This window comes from Geodermatophilus sp. URMC 64 (assembly GCF_053502555.1).
Genome location: NZ_CP199955.1, coordinates 4,328,902 through 4,349,717 on the forward strand (window position 1 = coordinate 4,328,902; position 20,816 = coordinate 4,349,717).

The window sequence follows — 20,816 nt, forward strand, 5'->3', positions numbered from 1 at the left end:
GACGGGGTCGCCCGGGGCGGGAGGGCATGGATGGTGCGGGAACAACGCCTGGCGGAGGTCTTCGTCGAGCTCGCGGACACCTTGGTCGAGGAGTTCGACGTGGTGGACTTCCTGCAGACCCTGACCGAGCGCTGCGTCGAACTGGTCGACACCGACGCCGCCGGGCTGATGCTCGACGACCAGCGGGGCAACCTCCGGCTGGTCGCCTACACCGACGAGTCCGCACGACTGCTCGAGCTCTTCGAGCTGCAGAAGGCGGAGGGCCCCTGCCTGCACTGCTTCGCCACCGGCCAGGTCATCGCGAACGTCGACCTGACCGCCTCCGGGAGTCGGTGGCCGGTGTTCACCGAGGCGGCGCTGGGGTCCGGGTTCGCCTACAGCCACGCTCTGCCGCTGCGCCTGCGGCGGCAGGTGGTGGGCGCGCTGAACCTGTTCACCGTCGAACGGCGAGCGCTCACCGACGACCACCTCGCCGTCGCCCAGGGCATGGCCGACATCGCCACGATCAGCCTGCTCCACGAGCGGGCCCTGCGCGACCAGGTCGTGCTGGCCGAACAGCTGCAGACCGCGCTGCACAGCCGGATCCTGATCGAGCAAGCCAAAGGCGTGCTGTCGGCGCGGGCCGCCATCAGCGTGGGCGAGGCGTTCAGCCGTATGCGGACCCACGCCCGGAGGACCGGCGAACCGCTGACCACCGTCGCCGAGGCGGTCGTGGTCGGCGCGCTGCGAGACGACCTCCGGCCAGAGATCGACTCTGCCTGAGTGGAACCGGTCCCGCTGGCGGCTCTGCGGGAGTGGCCGGCGGTACGGTCGCCCGCTGCACAACGCCCTCGTCCAGGCCCTCAACGAGTGCCTGTGGGGCCTCGGTCACTCGAGCCTGGCCCCCTACCGGGACCTGTCGGACGAGCGGGACTCAGTGACATCGGAAGACCAGGAGGGGGTGCGCGGCAGCTCGGCGCCGCCTCCGCCGGTGAGCACCGAATGCAACGACGCGGACGCGGCCCGATCCCGCGACGGAGAGCGCCCGCACGCCAGGTCCCCCACGGTGGACCCGGAGGCACCGGCATGAGCTCCTCGACGCGGGCGCAACGGCCGCGGCCGGAACCAGGCAGCGCTAGGCGACAGCTTCTTCGGAAGATGGGGCGGCCCGCCGGCGTCTGTAGGTGATCGGCCCGGGACGGCACCGCGGAGCCCCGGCATGTGAGCGGTGCCGCAGCGGAATCGGCGACTGTCGACGGCGCCTGAAAACTGACCCCCTGGCGGCAGCCGAAAACTGACCCCTCCCGAGACCCTGGCTCGAGCCGAGCCGGGGAGGGAGCGGGTGCTGACCGTGGAGGACTGGGCGGAGATCCGCCGGCTGCACCGGGCCGAGGGGATGCCGATCAAGGTGATCGCGCGGGTCATGGGGATCAGCAAGAACACCGTGAAGGCCGCGCTGCGCAGCGACGGCCCGCCGCGATACGAGCGGCCGCTGCGGGGCTCGGCGGTCGACGAGGTGGAGCCGCGGATCCGCGAGCTGCTGCAGGCGTTTCCGACGATGCCGGCGACGGTGATCGCCGAGCGGATCGGCTGGGATCGCTCGATTCGGGTGCTGCGGGACCGGGTGAGCGAGCTGCGCCCGGTCTACCTGCCCCCGGATCCGGCCTCGCGCACCACCTATGTGGCCGGCGAGATCGCCCAGTGTGACCTGTGGTTTCCGCCGATCACGCTGCCGGTCGGCTTCGGGCAGAGCCGCCCGCCGACGCAGCTACCGGTGCTGACCATGGTCTGCGGCTACTCCCGCTGGGCGGCTGCGGTGCTGATCCCCTCTCGCGCCGCGGAGGACCTGTTCGCCGGCTGGTGGCAGCTGATCGCCGGCCTGGGGGCGGTGCCGCGCGTGCTGGTCTGGGACGGCGAGGGCGCGGTCGGCCGCTGGCGCGCCGGGCGCAGCGAGCTCACCGCCGCCTGTCAGGGCTTCCGCGGCACCCTGGCCACGAGGGTGCTGATCTGCCGGCCGGCCGATCCGGAGGCCAAGGGCCTGGTCGAGCGGCTGCACGACTACCTGGAGCGCTCCTTCCTGCCCGGCCGGATCTTCACCGGCCCGGCCGACTTCAACGCCCAGCTTGCTACCGTCAACGGTCGGCACCTCTCTACCAGGCGCGGGTCGTTGTCCAGGACCCCGCGAGTCGGTCCCGTCAGATCGAGCTCTCACGGAGGATCGTGAGGTTCGGGCCCACCGGCTGGCTCACTGTCAGGGCAAGTGTGACCGAGGACTCCGAGATCGAGCTCTACCCCACCAGCCGCGTCCTTGCGGTCACCGATCTCCGTGAGGTCGCACGGTCCGGCCATCAGGAGAGTGGGGATCGTTGATCACGACTGCACCAGCCCGAGGGTGGCCACGCCGGTCACCACCTAAGCGGGTCGCTCTCTCCACGAGGTCGCCGCCTACCTCGCCGCCACCGGGGTTCTCACCACCGAACGCAGGTCAAGCAACCACCCCTGAGCCGCCTCACGAAGGCTCGCACAACCGCAGGAAGGGCCGGCGGGGCGCCACCGCCACCAGCCTCCCAGGCCCCGCCGAGGTGTAGGCGGTCCGGGAGCAGCCGGTCCTGGGCGGGCCATACTTCGGGAACGCACCGACCAACGGTGCCTCACTGCCGGTGGCGGTTGCTGACCCGGACCGCTCCGGTGTCGCTGAGCTCGCCTGCGATGTCGGTCAGCCTGCGTTCCGCTCCTGCGCGACACGGGTCAACCCTGAGCTCGTACCGCTCCAGCACGATGCCCTTCGCTGCCCGATGACATCCCGGTGACGACGACGAAGGTCGGGCGCCGATCCGGGACTAGCGTGGCCGCATGACCGCCAGACGCACCGCGCCCGCTCGGTGACTGATGCCCTGAGTTCGCTGCTGCGCGCGTCCCATCTGCTCGCACCGGACGATTTGGCGGCCGTAGCGGCGGCCGAGGCTCGGCGGATGGGAGTCCGCGAGACGGTGCTCTACCTGGCCGACTACGAGCAGGCGATGCTGCTGCCGTTGAGCGGTGCCGGGGTCCCCGGACGCCAAGAGCTGCCAATCGAGGGCACGATGGCCGGGCGCGCGTTCCGCCGGGTGGACGTGGTCACCAGCACGGCCAAGGCGGGCAAGCACCGGCTGTGGGTGCCGCTGCTCGACGGGGTGGAGCGCCTCGGCGTGGCCGAGATGGAACTGCCGGCCGCGCCGAGCCCGGAGCTGGAGCGGGATCTGCGCGTTTTTGTCACCTTGGTGGCGGAGCTGATCGTGGTCAACGACGCCTACAGCGACGTCTTCTCCCGGCTACGCCGCCGCAAAACTCTCAGCCTGGCCGCCGAGATGCAGTGGGAACTGCTCCCACCGATGAGCTTCGGCACCCACCGGCTGGTCATCACCGGCGGCCTGGAACCGGCCTACGACATCGGCGGCGACTCCTTCGACTACGCGATCAACGGCAGCACCGCGGATCTGCTGGTCATCGACGCCGTCGGGCACGGGCTGCCGGCCACGGTACTGGCCAGCGTGGCGATCAGTGCCTACCGGCACGCCCGCCGGAACAGGATGGACCTGCCCGACATCGCCGCGGCGGTCAACACCGCCGTCGCCGGGCAGTTCGGCGCCAGCCAGTTCGCGACAGCTGTGCTCGCCCGCCTGGACGTCGACACCGGCCGGCTGCGGTGGATCAACGCCGGCCACCCCGCGCCGCTCATTCTGCGCGGCCCTTCCCTCGTGCAGCCGCCGCACTGCCCTCCCACCCGCCCACTGGGCCTGCAGGAGTCCAAGTCGACCTGCTGCGAGACGCGGCTCGAGCCGGGCGACCGGCTGCTGCTCTACACGGACGGCATCACCGAGGCCCGGTCCCCGACAGGTGAGTTCTTCGGCGAACAGCGGCTGGCCGACTTCATCTCCGCCGCAGTCGCAGCCGGGGAGTCGGCGCCGGAGACCGTGCGGCAGCTCATGCGTCACGTGCTCGCGCACCAAGGCGACCAGCTCCAGGACGACGCCAGCATCGTGGTCCTGGAGTGGCGGACCGGCAACGAGGCACGGTTGCAGTTGTAGACCTGGCTGACTCCGTGTCGAGTGGTCACGAGACGCTCGCTTTGCGTCCTGGCCATTGCTAGGCCGGCCCTGCGGGCTGTCCCCTCATGAGCCGCCGTGGGCAGCTCGACAGGGCTGAGGGTGGCGTCCGCGGCGAGTGTGGCTCGGTGACGCGTGGGCTGATCCTTCAAGCGCCGGTCACGTGGCCGACGGACGCGTCGACGGCGACGCCGGGACGTGATCAGTCGCTAGATGGCGGCCAGAAGAACGCATGACCGACAGCCCACCACGTCCGGCCGCCACTCGTTGCCACGCGACCAACTCGGAGTGCTTTGTGAACTGGATCCGATCGACCAGTCCGGCCCGCAGGGGAGCAGGTGGAAGAGCGGTCGCCATGAGGAGGTACCGCTGCTCGAAGAGGAAGCCGCCACGGTCGCGCCACAGGCGTACGATCTCGTCCTCGCGGAGGCGTCGGCCCTGAGTCGAGTAGCCACGGGGCTGCGCGGACGCCGGCGTACCCGGCCAAGTCTTGTTCTCCGAGCGTCGAGCCGCGCCATACACGACGCCAACAGCGACGGCCGAGTAGATGACGACGCCCACGGGGAACGCCGCGAGGCCGGAGTCGATGACCGACTTGATCGAAGCCAGCGGAACCGCAAGCAGCGTCGCGTCACCCCCGCCGGGTCTCGACCCGCCGCAGCATCCGGGCTTGCACAGCTTCCATGGGCCCGACCTCCCATTTCGACCCCAGGAGCCATCGGCAGGACGAGACCCAACTCGAGCGGAGGCAGGGCGCGACCCCGATCCCGGACCGCCTAACCGGCAATCGGAAGGTGCCAATCGCCGATTACCGAGGCACGTATCACCTCGCCGGGGGACGCAGCCTGTCGGTACGACAGCCCGTCGCGGCGGGCCGACCGTCCCAAAGCGGCCCGTCAAGGGACACCTGTCTTGCGGGCAACCAGCCCCGTGGCGCTGGTCAGCAGGCCGGCGCTCAGGCATTCGCCGAGCCACTGCTGGTACATGCCCGAGCTCCATCCGCGTTCGAGGACGAGCAGCCGGTACACCTCGGGCGAGATGAGCGTCCAGACGACATCGCGGGCCAGCTCTCGGGTCAGCCCGGGTGCGAGCGCACCTAGTTCGGCAAGGTGGTCGGTGAATCCGGTGGCGCCGATGAGCCGTTCGCGGCTGATGGTCTCAGCGAGCTCGGCGAGTTCGGAATCTGCGCTTCGTGCCGCCGACAGCAGCGCCGCGGCGAGGGGCCCCACTCGGGAGATGAGGTCGCGGGAGATCGCGGCGTAGCGCTCGACTGCTCGATGCGGGTCGGTCTCTGCCATGAGGTCGCGGAAGGCCGGCCGCTGTGCCAAGGGAACCGGGTCGAGGTCACCGGCGAGCAGAACGTCGTAGACCCGTTTCACCAGGGCCGGCTTCGGCCCGAACATCTTGTAGAGCCAGGGCACCGATACCCCCGCCGCAGCGGCGATGCCGGCCATCGTGGTGGCCCCGTAGCCGTCCGCGATCAGCATCTCGGCGGCCACTTCGGCCACCCGCAGTTGGCGGGCGCGGGATAACTGGGCGCGAGCGGAGTTGTCGTAGGACCGCGGCGCGCGCTTGACGGCCGGACTCATTAGGTAGACGCTCCTTCTATCTAATTTCTGGCCGAGGAGCTTGCCATGTCCGACGCGTCGATGCTCACAGACCTCGAAGTCGCCCACGATCTGGCGATCCGGGACTTCCGGCTCATGGAGAGCTGGGACGACGCCGAAGCTTCAACCATCCTCGCGCCGACCTACGTCAACGGCGAGGCCGCGCCGGAGCCACCAGCCGCTCGTGTGCCGGGCGTCCCCGGGGCCCGGGCGACCTACGACTGGCTGCACTCCGCGTACGAGGATCTGCGTTGGACCCTCCACACCGTTGTTGCCGAGGGCGAGTGGGTCGTCGCCCGTACGACGATGTCCGGGCGGCAGGTCGGCCCCTTCGTCACCTACATGCCGGACGGACAGGTGCGGGCGGCGTTCCCGGCAACGGGGCGAAGCTTCGCGGTGTCCCAGACCCACTGGTTCCGTGTCGCCGACCGCCAGCTCGTGGAGCACCACGCAGATCGCGACGACATGGCTCAAGCGGTGCAGCTCGGCTGGCTGTCATCCACTCCCGGCCATCCCGGTGAGGGCATTGCGTGATTGCACCGAGGGTTGCCGGCAGGCGTGCATCGGCGCCGCGCTGGAATCCGATCTTCGCCCCCGACACCAGGTGGGGACCTGATGTAGACGTAGCCGGCCGTAGGTCGCCGGCGTGCGAGCCGGCTCAGACCATCGCCGGGCCCTTGGAGACGGACCCAAGCCGAGAATCGCGGGTCCTCGAAGTCGCCTCTGGGACAACTGACCGTTGCCTGTCGAGTAACAGCTTCGTCGATGGTGACTGCCCACTCCGCTGCCCAGCATTCCTATTCCGCCCTCGGCCCGGCTACCGCAGCTCGGGAGTCGGCCGAAGGCCGAGCCCGTAGGGACGGGGAGCGCCCTCCCTGAGACCAAGACAGCCGGCGCACTGCTCGGGGCGGGGCGGGCGGACCATGGTTGCAGACGACGGCGGTCACCCAGACGCCGCCTGGCGGGCATCGGCATGAGCCCGAGGTCTGACCGCCGGGAGACACGGCACCCCCAGGTGGGTGGCATCACCCCACCGTGCCGCTGGCCGAGCGAACCGTGGGAAGCGCCGCCACGGTCACCGCGGGCCGACGCGCCGACGCCTCGGCGGCGCGCGCCGCGTCCATCCGCAGACGTTACCGCAGGTCAACGGCGCAGGGCAGCCCCCTGATCAGCGGCAAGGCGCCACCCGGAATGGACGAGGAATGGCGCCCGATAGCGGCTCTTCATCAGCGGGTTCGGGGGTCGAGGCCCTGATGGCGCACCCACGCTCCACCTGCGGCTTAGTCCTCTGGACGGGGCCGTTTCGTCGTGTACGGGCAGGCGCTGAGCCCTAGGTTGGGCCGGTGCCGTGGAAGCGGGGCGTCTTCGCGCTGTTCGCCGTCGCGGCCGGCACGAACGTCCCGACGCCGCTGCTCCTGCTCTACCGGGACCGCTTCGGGCTGTCCAACGAGGTCCTCACGGCGCTGTTCGGCTGCTACGCCGCCGGGCTGGTGCCCGCGCTGTTCGTCGCCGGCCCGCTGTCGGACCGGCTCGGCCGCCGGCCGGTGGCCGTGCCCGGCATCGCGCTGTCGGTGCTGGCCTCGCTCGCCTTCGCGTTCGCCGGCGACTCCGTCGCCCTGCTCTTCGCCGCGCGCTTCGTGCAGGGCGTGGTCAGCGGCGTCGTCTTCAGCGTGGGCAGCGCCTGGGTCGGCGAGCTGTCGGCGGCGTCGGGCGAGGCCGCCGGCGGACGGCGGGCGGCGTTCGCCATGACGGCGGGCTTCTCGCTGGGCCCGCTGACCAGCGGCCTGCTCGGGCAGTTCGCCCCCGCCCCCACCGTGCTGCCGTACCTGGTGCACGCGGTCGTCGCCACGGCCGGACTCCTCGTCGCCGCCCGGTTGCCCGAGACCGTGCCGCGCAGGGCACACGGCCCGGACGGCGCACCGGCGCCCGCCGTGCCCTTGATCCGGCCGGGTGACGGACGCCTGGTCGCGACCGTGCTGGCGCCCATGGCGGTCTGCGTCTACGCGTTCCCGAGCGCCGTCGTCTCGGCCGTCCCGTTGCTGGGGACGCTGCCCGGCAGCGGCGTGGCCGTCACCGGGGTGCTGGCCGGCGTCACGCTCGGGGCCGGCACGGTCGCCGCTCCCCTGCAGCACCGGCTAGGCCGCTGGACCGCCGTCGCCGGCGCCGCCATGGGCACGGTCGGCTTCGGCGCCGCGGCCGCCTTCGTCGGCTCCGGCGGGCTGGCCTGGCTGGTCGTCGCCGCTCCGCTGCTGGGCGCGGGCGGCGGGCTGTGCCTCGCCGCCGGCCTGACCCTCACCGCCCGCCTGGCCGCACCGACCCGGCGTGGCGCCCTGACGTCGGTGTTCCTGGCGCTGGCCTACGTGGGGTTCGCGGCGCCGTTCCTGCTCACCGCGGGCGCGCGGCTGGGCTCGGCGACCGCGGTGCTGGCGGTGGCCGCCGGCCTGACCGGGCTGCTGGCCGTGCGGCTCGTCCGGCCCGCCCGGCGCGGCCGGCTGTAGAACGCGCGAACGGCGTCCCCTCCCGGCGGGGAGGGGACGCCGTCCGTGCGATCGGGTCAGCCCTGCGCGTCGGCGAGGTCCGCGGCGAACTCGCCCTCGAACGGCTCCTCGGCGACGGTGGCGCCGCCCGGCACGTCGGCCGGCCGCTCGATGTAGCTCTGCAGGCTCGGCGACTTGCCGAGCTCGAACTTGTCGATCGGCACGATGACGCCGCCGGTGTCGATGTCGGTCAGGCCGTTGAACGCGTCGAGCACGCCCTGCCGGGTCAGGTCACCGTTCTCGCACGCCGAGTTCAGGACCTCGTTCATGACCTGGGCCATGCCGTAGCCGAGCAGCACGCCGCCGGCACTGGGGTTCTGCACGTCCGGGAACGCCGCCTGGTAGGCCTCGAGGATGTCCTCGTGCCCGTCGAACGTCGCGATCGGCGCCGCGACGTACAGGTGGTCCTTGAGCCACTGCGCCGTCGGACCGGCCAGCAGGCCCGGCGCGTAGACCGGGTTGCTGCCGAGGATCGGGACGTCCAGGTTCTGGGCCTGCGCGGCCGCGGCGACCGACGCGGTCTGCGTCGGCGCGACGGTCAGCGTGATCAGCTTCACGCCGGCCGCGGCGAACTGGCTGACCTGGGCGCTCATGTCCTGGTCGGTGGCCTTGATCTGGGCCTCCACCAGGTTCAGGCCCTTCGCCTCGGCGACGGCACGGCTCCCGGCCAGGCCGGTCGCGCCGTACTCGCCCTCGAAGTAGATGTGGCCGACGGTGTCGCCCTCGGCGAGCAGGCCCTGGTCGAACAGGTAGCTGTAGCCGTTGGCGATCTCGACGTCGTACGTCGGCCCCAGCACACCGGTGCCCGGGATCTGGGTCAGCGTCTCGCCCCACGCGGACGGGAAGTTGACGATCTGGTCGGCCTCGTAGTCCTGCGCCAGGGCCGTGTTGATCGGCGACCCGATCGTCTGCTGCATCGCCAGGATGCCGTCCTTGATCGAGCTGTACAGCTGGACGCCCTGCTGCGGGACGTAGCCGGTGTCCTGGACGTTGAGCTCGACGTCGTAGGTGTCGCAGACCTGGTTGTCCTGCCAGTACAGCGTGTTGCCGTTGGTGATGTCGTTGCCGAGGGCGGCGAAGACGCCGGTCAGGTCGGTGAGCACGCCGAGGCTGATCGTGGTGCCCTCGACACCGACGTCGGTGGTGACGTCGCCGGCGTCCCCTCCCCCGCCGCCGGAGTCGCTCGGGGCTTTTGTGCTGCAGCCGGTCGCTGTGACGACGACGGCGGCAGCACAGAGTGCCGCCGCACGCGAGTACTTCCCGATTCTCATCTCGTGGTGCTCCCTTGGGCTGGACGGTCGGACGGGGTGGTGCTGGGGGAAGCCTCGGCAGCGGACGACCGCGCCGCGGCGCCCGCCGCGGGAGGAGGTCGTCGCCGGCGGAACCGGTTCGCGATCCCGGCCAGGCCGCTGGGCAGGAACAGGATCACGAGGATGATCGCGGCGCCGTACAGGTAGCGGGCGGCCTCGCCGGCCGCCAGACCCTCCCCACCCGCCCCGGTGACGAACGGGATGGCCCCGGCGTAGCGCTGGAACACCAGGGGCAGCGCCGTGACGAACAGCGCTCCCAGCACCGCTCCGCCCACGGACCCCAGCCCGCCCAGCACGATCATGGCCAGGTACTGGATCGAGACGAACAGGCCGAACGACTCGGGGGCGATGCTGCCGATCGAGAGCGCGTAGAGCACCCCGCTCAGCCCCGCGTACATGGAGCTGACCAGGAACACCCGCGCCTTGTAGGCCTGCACGTTCACACCCATCACCGACGCGGCGACCTCGCTGTCACGCAGGGTCTGCAGCGCCCGCCCCGGCCGGCTGCGCAGCAGGTTGCGCGCGAAGAGGTACGCCGCGAGGGCGATGACCAGCCCGAGGTACCAGAGCCGCTCCGCCTCCCGGAACGGGATGCCGAGCACGAACAGCTGGGGGTCGGCGTTGCCGAAGCTGAACCCGAACAGCGAGAAGTCGGCGACCCGCCGCCCGTTGAAACCGCCGGTGACCGACGTCCAGCTGTTGAGCACGTGCTGGCCGATGAAGACCAGCCCGAGCGAGGCGACGCCGAGGTAGATACCCCGCAGCCGGGCCGCGACCGGGCTGAAGATCAGCCCGGCCAGACCGGCCAGCAGCACGCCGAGCACCAGGCCGGCCAGCGGCGGCCAGCCGAGCCCCTTGACGTCGGCGACGCCGAGCCCACCGGACTCCCCGGAGACGAAGGTGTAGGTGACCGCGCCCACCGCCAGGAAGAACGAGTGGGCCAGCGAGAGCTGTCCGCTGGTGCCCACCAGCAGGTTCAGCCCGATGGCGCCCACCGCGGCACCGAAGACGGCGAAGCCGGTGCGCAGCCAGAACTCCTCCACGTACAGCGGGAGCGCCAGCAGCACCACGAGCAGCACGATCAGGACCACCGGGCGCAGCCACGACCGGCCCGGGCGGACAGCGGCGGCGCGGGGGCCGGCGGTGCGCGTGGCCCCGGCCGGCACGGTCAGTTCAGACACGGGTCAGCTCCTTCGTGCCGAAGAGCCCCGACGGCCGCACGAGCAGGACGACGAGCATCACGATGTACGGGATGACGGCGGAGAAGCCGCGGCCCAGGAAGAGCAGCTGGTCCTGGTAGCCCGCGGCCAGCGCCTCGGTGACCCCGATGAGCAGGCCGCCGACCAGCGCTCCCCCGGTCGAGTCCAGGCCGCCGAGGATCGCCGCCGGGAACGCGCCGAGCGCGACCGTGTAGACCGCCGGGCTCACCCCCGGCGTGGGGGCGCCGACCAGGAAGAGCGCGGCCACCGCGGCCAGGGCGCCGGCCACGATCCAGGCGACCATCGAGACGCGGCCCTGCCGGATGCCCATGAGCGCCGCGGCCTCGCCGTCCTCGGCCGAGGCCCGCATGGCCACGCCCCACGTGGAGTACTTGAAGGCGAGGAAGAACCCACCGATCAGGACGGCGGCCACGAGGATGGCCAGGGCCCGGTTCAGGCTGATGCCGACCGAGCCGATCCGGAACACTCCGCCGCCCCAGGGGTGCGGCACGTTGAGGATGTCCGAGCCGATCCGCCGGATCAGATCGGTGAGCAGGATGATGTCGACGCCGATCGTGACGATGGCCAGGCTGATCACCGGGGCCCCGCGCAGCGGGTTGATGATCAGCCGCTCGACGATCAGGGCCACCAGCGCGGTCAGGACGACGGCGGCCAGGGTGCCGAGCCAGAAGCCGAAGAGGTCGGAGAACCGGACGATGGAGTAGGCGCCGAGCAGCAGCAGCGAGCCGTGCGTGAAGCTGACGACCTCGCTGGCCTTGAAGATGATCACGAAGCCGAGCGCGATGAGGGCGTACATCGCGCCCAGCGAGATGCCGTTGAGCAGCAGCGAGAGGAACTGGGTCACGAGCGGCCCCCCGGGGTCTCGGTGGTGGCGTCGGACGAAACGTCGTGGTGGGCGGCGGCCGAGGGGTCGATCTCGTTGCCCGACCCCAGGTAGGCGCGGATGACCTCGGGGTCGGTCTGCACCTCGGCCGGGGTGCCGTCGGCGATCAGCCGGCCGAAGTCGAGGACGGTCACCCGATCTGCCAGCGACATGACCATGCCCATGTCGTGCTCGACGAGGATGATCGAGATCTCGAGGGCGGAGCTGATCTCCCGGATGGCGTCGGCCATCCGGGTGGTCTCCTCCGCGTTCATGCCGGCCACGGGCTCGTCCAGGAGCAGCAGCCGCGGTTCGGTGCACAGCGCGCGGGCCACCTCGACCCGCTTCTGGTCGCCGTAGGAGAGGACGCCGACCGGCGTGTGCAGCTTGTCGCCGAGGTCCAGGAACTCGGCGATCTCGGCGACCCGTTCCCCGTGCCGGCGGCCCTCCCGGGTGGCGCGCGGCAGCCGCAGGCCCGCGGAGAGGAACCCGGCCTTCGTCAGGTGGTGGCGCCCCAGCATGAGGTTCTCGGCCACCGACTGCGCGCCGGAGAGGGCGATGTTCTGGAAGGCGCGGGCCACGCCCACGCCGGCGATCTGGTAGGGCCGCATCTGGTCCAGCCGGGCGTCGCCGAACCGGACCTCTCCCTCGGCGGCCTGGTAGACGCCGGACAGGACGTTGAACATCGTCGACTTACCGGCCCCGTTGGGGCCGATGACGGCGTGGATGGTGCCGGGGGTGACGGTGAAGGAGACGTCGGAGAGCGCCTTGATGGCGCCGAAGCGCACGCTGACGTGCTCGACCTCGAGCGTCGGCACGTCGGCCCGCGGCGCGGCGTCGCGGTCGAGGGTCTCGGTCATGGTGTCCACCTCGAGAGGGTGCGGCGCGGCCGGACGCGGCCGCGTTCCACGGGTTCGTCGGTGTCGTGGCCCAGGTAGAGGCGGCGGACCTCGTCGGTGGCGGCGAGTTCCTGCGCCGCCCCCGACAGGGACACCTCGCCGACGTCGAGCACGTAGGCGAGGTCGGCCACGCCGAGGGCCATCGTGGCGTTCTGCTCGACGAGCAGCACCGACGTCCCCTGGCGGTTGATCTCGCCGATCACCTCGCCGATCTGCCCGATCACCCGTGGCGCGAGCCCGAGCGACGGCTCGTCGAGCAGCAGCACCTTGGGGCTGGCCATGAGCGCCCGGCCGATGGCGAGCATCTGCTGCTCGCCGCCGGACAGCAGGACGCCGCGCTGGGCCGAGCGCTCGGCGAGGACGGGGAACAGGTCGTAGACCCGCTGCTGCGCCTCCGCCTTGGCCGCCCGGTCGCGGCTGCCCATCCCCCCGGCGCGGAGGTTCTCCTCGACCGTGAGCCGCCCGAAGATCCGCCGTCCCTCGGGCACCTGCACGACACCCGCCCGGACCGTCTGCCCCGGATCCCGGCGGGTCAGGTCGACGTCGCCGAAGCGCACGGAGCCTGCGTCGACCCGGCCGCGGTGCAGGCCGAGCGTTCCCGAGATGGTGCGCAGCAGGGTCGTCTTGCCCGCTCCGTTGCTGCCCAGCACGGCGACGACGGCGCCGTCGGGGATCTCCAGGCTCACCCCGCGCAGGGCCTGCACCGCCCCGCCGTAGGTGACGTGCAGACCCTCGACGGTCAGCATGTTGCCCGAACCAACGATTGTGACGTGGCCCACATGACGACGAACACTAGGGGTGATCGCGCCGCTGCGGCTCCCCGTCGTCCGCTTTCTTTCCCAAGTCGTCACCCGGACGTGTCGGCGGCGCGCCCGCACGGCGTGTCGCGTGTGCCGCCGCGGCCCTCCGGGCATCCGGGTTCCATGACGACGCCGAGCGCCTGGCGCACCCACCTCGACGGGCTGCCCCTCGAGGCCCGCCTCCGGGCCCTGCTCGTGTACGAACTCGCCGCCGACCGCGCCGCCGGCGCACCGCTGGAGGTTGCCGCGGCCACCCTGCGGGCCGCGGCGCAGGCCGAAGGCCTCGACGTCCACCAGCCCTGGATCGACGCCGCCGCGGCCCGGATCAGCGCCGGGGAGGAGAGCTCGCTGGCCGGCTGAGGACGGCGGTCAGCCGACCCCGATGGTGATCACCGGGCGCGCGGCCGGGTTCAGCCAGCGCATCAGCGTCTGCAGGTCGGCCCGCGGTATCGCCACGCAGCCGGCAGTGGCCGCGCTGTTCGCGATGTGCAGGAAGAACGCCGACCCGGCGCCGCGCACGCCCCGGCGGTTGACGTCGATGACCACGGCGTTGTCGTAGAGCGTGCCGGCCGAGGTCAGCCGCTCGCCCGCGCGCTCGTCGAACGGGCAGGTGCCGGGAGCGCAGCGGTGGTACCGGTTGTACTGGGCGCTGTTCACGTCCGACACCCACCAGTCGTAGCCGTCGATCACCCGGTACGGCAGCGCGGTCCCCGGGTTCGCCAGCCGGCCGAAGCCCTCGGTGAGGGTCCAGGTGCCGGCGGGCGTGCGCGCCGTCGTCTCGCTGGGCACCCCGATCCCGGCCGACCCGACGCGGGCGGTCACCGGGCCCAGCACCGCCGTCCACCCGGCGGCGCGCTTCTCCCAGGCGGTCAGCGTCGCGGTCGTCGCACCCGCCGACGGCGCCACCACGGTGACCAGCTGCGTGCCGGGCGGGGTCACGCCCAGCGGGACCAGCCCGCCGCCGGCCTTCGGCGCCCCGGTCACGACGACCCCGCCGGACGGCGTCCAGGTCAGGCGGCCGTACCGGAAGTCCTGGGCGCGGCCTCCGGTGATGCCGTACTCGTCGGAGACCGGGAAGCCGAGCGCGCTGTTCTCCGCGCCCATCGCGCCCCAGCGGGCCCAGATGGCGCCGTGGATGCTGTGCGCGCCGCTGGCCGGCGACCACACGATCGCCCCGCCCTGGAACAGGTTGTACCGGCCCTGCAGATCGGGGGTGGCCAGCTCGTCGGTGGTCGGGAAGCCGAGGCTGCTCTTCTCCCAGCCCAGGGCGGCCCAGCGCTCCCGGATCGCCCCGCCGACCTGGTGGGCGCCGGCGGCCGGCGTCCAGTAGACCGAGCCGCCCTGGAAGTGGTTGTACCGGCCGTAGACCCGCGGTGTCGCCCGCTCGTCGGTGAGCGGGTAGCCGAGCAGGCCCGCCGGCCCGCCGAGCACCTTGTACCGGTCGAGGATCGCGCCGATCACCTGGTGCGTGCCCGTCGCGGGTGAGCTGAACACGTCCGCGGCGGCGGGCGGCAGTCCCACCGCGACCACGGCGCAGAGCGCGGCGACCAGCACCGCGCATCGCCGTCCGACGTGCCGGACCCGTCCGCCGCTCCTCGACCGCACCCGGCCAGGAAACAAGCCGCCCGGACGCGCGACCAGGCACCGCGCGGGCGGCGCGCCCCACCCGCACCACCCGCCCCGGCAGTGGTCAGGAGGACGCGCGGACGACCAGCTCCGTGGGCAGCACCGCCGAGCGGTCGGTGCCGTCCGCCTCCCCCTCCGAGATGAGCCGGATCAGCATCTCGGCCATCTCCCGTCCCATCTCGTCGACCGGCTGGCGCACCGTCGACAGCGGCGGCTCGGTCACCCGGGACAGCGGCGAGTCGTCGAAGCCGACGACGGCGACGTCCTCGGGCACCCGCCGGCCGGCCTCGCGCAGCGCCCGCAGCGCGCCGATCGCCATGAGGTCGTCGGCGGCGAAGACAGCGTCGACGTCCGGCCGCCGCTCGAGCAGCGCGCGCATCGCCCGCACCCCGCTGACCTCGCTGAAGTCGCCCTCGACGACCAGCTCCGGGTCCACCTCCCGGCCCGCGTCGGCGAGGGCCGCGCGGTAGCCGGCGAGCCGGTCCTGGCCGGCGCCCATGTCGTGCGGGCCGGTGATCGTCGCGATCCGGCGGCGGCCACGCTCGAGCAGGTGGCCCACGCCGGCGCGGGCGCCCCCGACGTTGTCCACGTCGACGTAGGCGCCGTCGTAGCCCCCGGGCGGCCGGCCGCCGAGGACCACCGGGAGCCCGCGGGCGCGCAGCTGCCGCGGCAGCGGGTCGTCGCCGTGCAGCGACACCAGCAGCACGCCGTCGACGTGCTGCGGGCTGAGGTAGCGCTCCAGCCGCCGCTGGCCGTCCGGCCCGGCGGTGAGCGCGAGCACCAGCTGGCGGTCCGCGGCGGTGACGCCGGCGCTGATCCCGCGGACGACGCCGGCGAAGAACGGCTCGCCGAACACGCGGTCCTCGCTCTCGGAGATGACCAGGGCGACGGCGTCCGTGCGGCGGGTGACCAGGGCCCGCGCCGCCAGGTTGGGCACGTAGCCGAGCTCGGCGACCGCCGCCTCGACCATGGCGCGGGTGCGCTCGGAGACCTGCGGGGAGCCGTTGATCACCCGCGACACCGTGCCGCGCCCGACTCCCGCCCGCTCGGCCACCTGGTCGAGAGTGGGGCGCTGGCTCGAGGCGGTCACCGCGGCAGTATCCCGCCGGTCAGCACGGCCTCCTGGTGGCCCCGGATGAGGCCGGCGTACCAGAGGCCGCTGTCCTTGGGGCGGCGCCGCTGGGTCCGGTAGTCGACGTGCACCAGGCCGAACCGCTTGCCGTAGCCGTGCGCCCACTCGAAGTTGTCCATCAGCGACCAGACGAAGTAGCCCCGCAGCGGCACCCCGGCGGCGATCGCCCGCGCGCAGCCGTCGACGTGGGCGGCGAGGTACGCCGTCCGCTCGGGGTCGTGCACGGCGCCGTCCGGCGTGACCTCGTCCTCGTAGGCCGCGCCGTTCTCGGTGACGTAGAGCGGCAGCCCGCCGTACTCCCGGTGCAGGCGGCCGAGCATCTCGGGCAGCCCGCCGGCGTCCACGCCCCAGCCCATCGCCGTCGGCGGGCCCTCCGGCGGGGAGGTGGCGGCGATCGCGGCGCCGGGCAGAGGGGAGGTGCGCACCACGTGTCGGGTGTAGTAGTTGACGCCCAGCAGGTCCAGCGGCGCGGCGATCGTGGCGGCGTCGCCGTCCTGCTCGAAGCCGAAGTCGGTGACCGCCGCGAGGTCCGCGCGGACGTCGTCGGGGTACCGGCCGCGCAGCACCGGGTCCAGGAACAGCCGGTTGTGCAGCCCGTCGACCCGGCGGGCGGCGTCGAGCACCGCCGGGTGGTCGTCGGCCGGGGTCACCGGGTAGAGGTTCAGCGTGATGCCGACCTGCTCCGCGCCGCCGGCCCGCAGGACCGGGACGGCGAGGCCGTGCGCGAGCAGCAGGTGGTGGGCGGCGGCCACGGCGGCGCCCGGCTCGTGCCGTCCGGGGGCGTGCTCGCCGCTGGCGTAGCCGAGGAAGGCCGAGCACCACGGCTCGTTGAGCGTCGTCCAGAACCGCACCCGGTCGCCGAGCGCGGCCACGGTCAGCTCGGCGTAGTCGGCGAAGCGCTCAGCGATGTCGCGGACCGGCCAGCCCCCGGCCCGCTCCAGCTCGTCGGGCAGGTCCCAGTGGTACAGCGTCACCCACGGTTCGATCCCCTGGCCCAGCAGCTCGTCGACGAGCGCGCAGTAGAAGTCCAGACCCCGCTGGTTGGCCTGCCCGCGCCCGCCCGGTTGCACCCGCGGCCAGGACACCGAGAAGCGGTAGGACTGCAGGCCCAGGTCGGCCATCAGCGCGACGTCCGCCCGCCACCGGTGGTAGTGGTCGGCCGCGACGTCCCCGGTGTCGCCGCCCCGGACCCGGCCGGGGAGGCGGCTGAAGGTGTCCCAGATCGACCGGCCGCGGCCGTCCTCCGCCGCCGCGCCTTCTATCTGGTACGCCGCGGTCGCCGCGCCCCACAGGAAGCCGGCCGGGAAGGCTGCCGGATCGGGAGCCGGCGCGGCCGCGTCCTGGACGGGGAGGGGCAGGACCTCGGTCGTCACTTGATGCCACCTTCCATGATGCCGCCGATGATCTGGCGGCCGAACAGCACGAAGACGACGACGAGCGGCAGGGTGCCGAGCAGCGTGCCGGCCATGACCAGCGCCTGATCGGTGTAGTAGCCACCCGAGAGCCGGGAGAGCGCGACCTGGACGGTGGGGTGGTCCGGGTCGAGGGTGAGGTAGGGCCAGAGGAAGTCGTTCCAGCGCTCCATGAAGGTGAGCAGCCCCAGCACCGCCGCGGCAGGGCGCAGGGCGGGGAAGACGATCGAGAAGAAGATCCGCGCCGTGGACGCGCCGTCGACCCGGGCGGCGTCGACCAGCTCGTCCGGGACGGCGGAGACGGCGTACTGCCGCATCATGAAGACGCCGAAGCCGCTGACCAGGAACGGCAGGACCACCGCCGGCAGCTGCCCGTTGAGGCCGAGCCGGCCCATGAGCATGTACAGCGGCACGAGGCCCAGCTGGACGGGAACCATCATCGTGCCGATCACCGTGAGCAGCAGGACGTTGCGGCCGCGGAAGCGCAGCTTGGCGAAGGCGAAGCCGGCCAGGCTGGAGAGCAGCACGACCGAGACGGTGCAGACGCCGGCCACGATCAGGCTGTTGACCATCGCCCGGCCGAAGAGGATGTCGCGGTTGGCGAGGACCCGGCCGATGTTGTCGTCGAGCTGGTCGCCCGGGGTCAGCGGCGGCGGGATGCTGGTGATCTCGTCGTTGGGCCGGGAGGCCATCACGACCATGAACCACAGCGGCGCCACCGACAGCAGGACGGCGAGGACCAGGGCGAGGTAGGTCAGCGGGCCGGCCGACCACAGCCGGCCGCCGGCCCGGGACCAGCGGCGGGTGCGGCGGACCGGCGCCGGCGCCTCCTCCACCAGCCCGGGCAGGACGGCGGGCGCCGCGGCGGTCAGCTGCTGCTGCGTCATCGCCGTCCCCTACTCCGCCGATCGGATCCGCGTGATCAGCCAGACGTTGACCACGGCGACGACGGCGATGAGCAGGAACATGACCCAGGCGATGGCCGCGGCGTAGCCGAAGTCCTGGCCCGGGAACGCCTGCTCCACGAGGTACATCGCCACGGTCTGCGACTGCCGCTGGGTGCCGCCGAGCAGCGCGCCGGCGCCGGAGTTGAACAGCAGCGGCTCGGTGAACAGCTGCACGCCGCCGATGGTCGAGACGACGGTGACGAACAGCAGGGTCGGCCGCAGCAGCGGGACGGTGATGCTCCAGAACTGCCGCCACGCGCTCGCGCCGTCGATGGCCGCGGCCTCGTAGAGGTCCTTGGGGACCGCCTGCAGCGCGGCCAGCAGGATGAGCGCGTTGTAGCCGGTCCAGCGCCAGTCGACCATGACCGAGATCGCCGTCCAGGACGACAGCCGGCCGGCCTGCCAGTTGACCGCGTCGAGGCCGACGCGGTCGAGCAGCCAGTTCACCAGCCCGAAGTCCCGGGCGAAGATCAGCGTGAAGATGATCCCGACGGCCGCCACCGAGGCGACGTTCGGGACCAGCACCCCGAGCCGGAACGCGGTCCGCATCCGCAACCGGCGGTTGAGCACCTGCGCCAGGCCGAGGGCGAGCAGCAGCTGCGGCACCGTCGCCAGCACGAACATGCCCAGCGTGTTGCCGACGGCGTTCCAGAAGTAGGAGTCGGCCAGCAGCTCGGTGTAGTTGTCCAGGCCCACCCAGGAGTGGGTGCCGAGCAGGCTCCAGTCGTGCAGGGAGACCCAGAAGGTCCGCACCAGCGGGTACAGCCCGAAGACGGCGAACAGCAGGAAGAACGGCGCGACGAACAGGTAGGGGCTGTACCGGGTGTCCCAGCGGGACAGCGCCCGGCGCCGGCGGGTGCCGGGCCGGGCGTCGTCCCGCCGGGGCGGGGCCGGCGCGGTGGTCGCCACGGTCAGGACGCGGCCTGCTGCGCGGCGTCGATGGCCTGCTGCCAGCCCTCGTCGGGCGAGGCCTCCCCCGACTCCACGCCGCGGAGCACGTTCTCCACCGCGTCGCGGACCACCTGGTTCTTCGCGCCCAGGTAGACCGGCTGCAGCTGGCTGGCGCCGGCGACGAACAGCTGGCCGACGGGGGCGTCGTTGAAGTACTCGTTGGTGGCGTTCTGCAGCTCGGGCCGCTGGTAGAGCGTCGGGTTGCTTGGCAGGTTGCCCTCCGCCTCGAAGGCGGCCAGCTGGCCGTCGGCGGAGGTCAGGAACTCCACCAGCTCCACCGCGAGGTCCTGGTTGCTGCTCGAGCTCGGCACGGCGAGGAACGAGCCGCCCCAGTTGCCGCCGCCGCCGGGCACCGTGGTGATGTCCCAGTTGCCGGCGTTGTCGTCGCCGGACTGCTCCTGGATGTAGCCGGTCATCCAGGCCGGGCAGGCGATCGTGGCGAAGGCGCCGCTCTTGAAGCCGGCGTTCCACTCGTTGGAGAAGGACTTCAGCTCGGCCGAGAGCCCCGCGGCGTCCATGGCGACGGCGGTGTCCCATGCCTCGCGGACTGCCGGGTTCGCAGCGAAGACGAGGGTGCCGTCCTGGTCGAAGTAGGTGTAGCCGGGGTCGGTGCCGGCGGTCTGCATGAGCACCGAGTTGTAGGTGTTGGTCGCCCCGTCGACGAAGTGCACGTCGTCGCGGCCGATGCCCGCCTGGAACTGCTTGCCGGTCTCGATGTACGCCGTCCAGTCGGGCCAGAGGGCGCCGACCTGGGCGCGGTCGGTCGGCAGCCCGGCCTGCGCGAACAGGTCGGTGCGGTAGCACATCGCCAGGCCGCCGACGTCGGTGCCGAGACCGATCGTGTAGTCCCCCTCGGGGGTCGTGGCCTGGTCGAACTTCCAGTCCAGCCACTGGCTGCGGTCGGGCGAGGCGGCGTCCTGGAGGTTGACGAAGTTCTGGGGGTTCTCGAGGAAACTGACGATCTGGCCCTCCTCGATGGCCACCACGTCGCCCGCCCCGCTGCCGGCGGCGATCCGCTGCGTGAGCTGGGTGTTGTACTGGCCGAGATCGCCCTCGGCGGTCTCCACGATCTCGACCCCGGGGTGGTCGGCCTCGAACCGGTCGTAGAGGTCGGCGTAGCCGAACCGGCCGAACAGGTTGACCCGCAGCGTCGTGCCGTCGTCGCCGGAGTCGCCGCCGCAGGCCGTGACCAGGCCGCCGGCGACGCCGAGGACGGCGACCGCGGTCACCGCACGGCGAACCCTCCGTCCGGAGCGGGAGAGATGGGCCGATGCAGCGCGGCTACCTGTCACGGTGCCCTCCTCGGGGCGTCGGTGCCGATCCTGTGGGAGCGCTCCCGGCAGCGTGACGCAGGTCGCATCTCCGGTCAAGAGCTTGTGGGAGCGCTTCCACGAATCGTTGCGCGAGCGTGATCTCAGCCGTCGCCGGGAAGCCCGCGCGCCCCGCCGC

The 20,816-nt window shown here is 72.4% G+C and carries 17 protein-coding genes and 1 pseudogene; 6 read left to right on the forward strand and 12 right to left on the reverse strand.

Features of this window, described 5'->3' with window-relative positions:
- Nucleotides 1-30: 30 nt before the first annotated feature.
- The 3 genes and pseudogenes from ACWIYF_RS21040 (at nucleotide 31) to ACWIYF_RS21050 (ending at nucleotide 4,046) form a co-directional block, all read left to right on the forward strand.
- On the forward strand, nucleotides 31-762 hold the full coding sequence (locus tag ACWIYF_RS21040; RefSeq protein WP_448624769.1) for a GAF and ANTAR domain-containing protein: 732 nt from the start codon (nucleotides 31-33) through the stop codon (nucleotides 760-762).
- A 559-nt stretch (nucleotides 763-1,321) separates the two neighbouring features.
- Nucleotides 1,322-2,185: pseudogene (istA, locus tag ACWIYF_RS21045) on the forward strand (IS21 family transposase); the annotation flags it as partial.
- 766 nt (nucleotides 2,186-2,951) lie between these two features.
- A complete protein-coding gene (locus tag ACWIYF_RS21050; RefSeq protein ID WP_448624770.1) occupies nucleotides 2,952-4,046 on the forward strand; it encodes a PP2C family protein-serine/threonine phosphatase in 1,095 nt (364 codons plus the stop codon).
- Between the two features lie 914 nt (nucleotides 4,047-4,960).
- Here ACWIYF_RS21050 and ACWIYF_RS21055 read toward each other — a convergent pair.
- The gene (locus ACWIYF_RS21055; protein WP_448624771.1) at nucleotides 4,961-5,653 is read right to left on the reverse strand and encodes a TetR/AcrR family transcriptional regulator; all 693 of its coding nucleotides are present in this window, start codon (nucleotides 5,651-5,653) and stop codon (nucleotides 4,961-4,963) included.
- Nucleotides 5,654-5,698: 45 nt separating this feature from the next.
- Between ACWIYF_RS21055 and ACWIYF_RS21060 the strand changes: the two genes are divergently transcribed.
- Both ACWIYF_RS21060 and ACWIYF_RS21065 read left to right on the forward strand, forming a co-directional pair.
- Entirely contained in the window at nucleotides 5,699-6,205 is a 507-nt protein-coding gene (locus tag ACWIYF_RS21060) for an ester cyclase (RefSeq protein ID WP_448624772.1), read from the forward strand.
- Between the two features lie 809 nt (nucleotides 6,206-7,014).
- Nucleotides 7,015-8,169 (forward strand): MFS transporter, encoded by a 1,155-nt coding sequence (locus ACWIYF_RS21065; protein ID WP_448624773.1) that lies wholly within the window; start codon nucleotides 7,015-7,017, stop codon nucleotides 8,167-8,169.
- 56 nt (nucleotides 8,170-8,225) lie between these two features.
- Here ACWIYF_RS21065 and ACWIYF_RS21070 read toward each other — a convergent pair whose 3' ends face one another.
- The 5 genes from ACWIYF_RS21070 to ACWIYF_RS21090 are packed head-to-tail and all read right to left on the reverse strand — an operon-like array spanning nucleotide 8,226 to nucleotide 13,245.
- Entirely contained in the window at nucleotides 8,226-9,479 is a 1,254-nt protein-coding gene (locus ACWIYF_RS21070) for an ABC transporter substrate-binding protein (protein ID WP_448624774.1), read from the reverse strand.
- A complete protein-coding gene (locus ACWIYF_RS21075; RefSeq protein ID WP_448624775.1) occupies nucleotides 9,476-10,699 on the reverse strand; it encodes a branched-chain amino acid ABC transporter permease in 1,224 nt (407 codons plus the stop codon). The genes ACWIYF_RS21070 and ACWIYF_RS21075 overlap by 4 nt, the downstream gene beginning before the upstream one ends.
- A complete protein-coding gene (locus ACWIYF_RS21080; RefSeq protein ID WP_448624776.1) occupies nucleotides 10,692-11,582 on the reverse strand; it encodes a branched-chain amino acid ABC transporter permease in 891 nt (296 codons plus the stop codon). Before ACWIYF_RS21080 ends, ACWIYF_RS21075 begins: the two co-directional genes overlap by 8 nt.
- Nucleotides 11,579-12,460 carry an ABC transporter ATP-binding protein gene (locus tag ACWIYF_RS21085; RefSeq protein ID WP_448624777.1) on the reverse strand — a complete coding sequence of 294 codons (882 nt, stop codon included), beginning with the start codon at nucleotides 12,458-12,460 and terminating at the stop codon, nucleotides 11,579-11,581. The genes ACWIYF_RS21080 and ACWIYF_RS21085 overlap by 4 nt, the downstream gene beginning before the upstream one ends.
- Nucleotides 12,457-13,245 carry an ABC transporter ATP-binding protein gene (locus ACWIYF_RS21090; RefSeq protein ID WP_448624778.1) on the reverse strand — a complete coding sequence of 263 codons (789 nt, stop codon included), beginning with the start codon at nucleotides 13,243-13,245 and terminating at the stop codon, nucleotides 12,457-12,459. The genes ACWIYF_RS21085 and ACWIYF_RS21090 overlap by 4 nt, the downstream gene beginning before the upstream one ends.
- Nucleotides 13,246-13,422: 177 nt before the next feature.
- Here ACWIYF_RS21090 and ACWIYF_RS21095 point away from each other — a divergent pair, with 177 nt between their 5' ends.
- The gene (locus tag ACWIYF_RS21095; RefSeq protein WP_448624779.1) at nucleotides 13,423-13,659 is read left to right on the forward strand and encodes a hypothetical protein; all 237 of its coding nucleotides are present in this window, start codon (nucleotides 13,423-13,425) and stop codon (nucleotides 13,657-13,659) included.
- 9 nt (nucleotides 13,660-13,668) lie between these two features.
- Here the strand turns inward: ACWIYF_RS21095 and ACWIYF_RS21100 are convergent, their stop codons facing one another.
- From ACWIYF_RS21100 to ACWIYF_RS21125, 6 genes are all read right to left on the reverse strand, one after another.
- Entirely contained in the window at nucleotides 13,669-14,853 is a 1,185-nt protein-coding gene (locus ACWIYF_RS21100; RefSeq protein ID WP_448624780.1) for a L,D-transpeptidase family protein, read from the reverse strand.
- Nucleotides 14,854-14,989: 136 nt separating this feature from the next.
- Nucleotides 14,990-16,015, reverse strand: coding sequence for a LacI family DNA-binding transcriptional regulator (locus ACWIYF_RS21105; protein WP_448624781.1), 1,026 nt, complete (start codon nucleotides 16,013-16,015; stop codon nucleotides 14,990-14,992).
- Nucleotides 16,012-17,430 (reverse strand): GH1 family beta-glucosidase, encoded by a 1,419-nt coding sequence (locus ACWIYF_RS21110; protein ID WP_448624782.1) that lies wholly within the window; start codon nucleotides 17,428-17,430, stop codon nucleotides 16,012-16,014. The genes ACWIYF_RS21105 and ACWIYF_RS21110 overlap by 4 nt, the downstream gene beginning before the upstream one ends.
- The gene (locus ACWIYF_RS21115; protein ID WP_448624783.1) at nucleotides 17,427-18,356 is read right to left on the reverse strand and encodes a carbohydrate ABC transporter permease; all 930 of its coding nucleotides are present in this window, start codon (nucleotides 18,354-18,356) and stop codon (nucleotides 17,427-17,429) included. Before ACWIYF_RS21115 ends, ACWIYF_RS21110 begins: the two co-directional genes overlap by 4 nt.
- A gap of 9 nt (nucleotides 18,357-18,365) precedes the next feature.
- A complete protein-coding gene (locus ACWIYF_RS21120; protein WP_448624784.1) occupies nucleotides 18,366-19,325 on the reverse strand; it encodes a carbohydrate ABC transporter permease in 960 nt (319 codons plus the stop codon).
- A 2-nt stretch (nucleotides 19,326-19,327) separates the two neighbouring features.
- Entirely contained in the window at nucleotides 19,328-20,596 is a 1,269-nt protein-coding gene (locus ACWIYF_RS21125) for an ABC transporter substrate-binding protein (RefSeq protein WP_448624785.1), read from the reverse strand.
- Nucleotides 20,597-20,816: the final 220 nt, after the last annotated feature.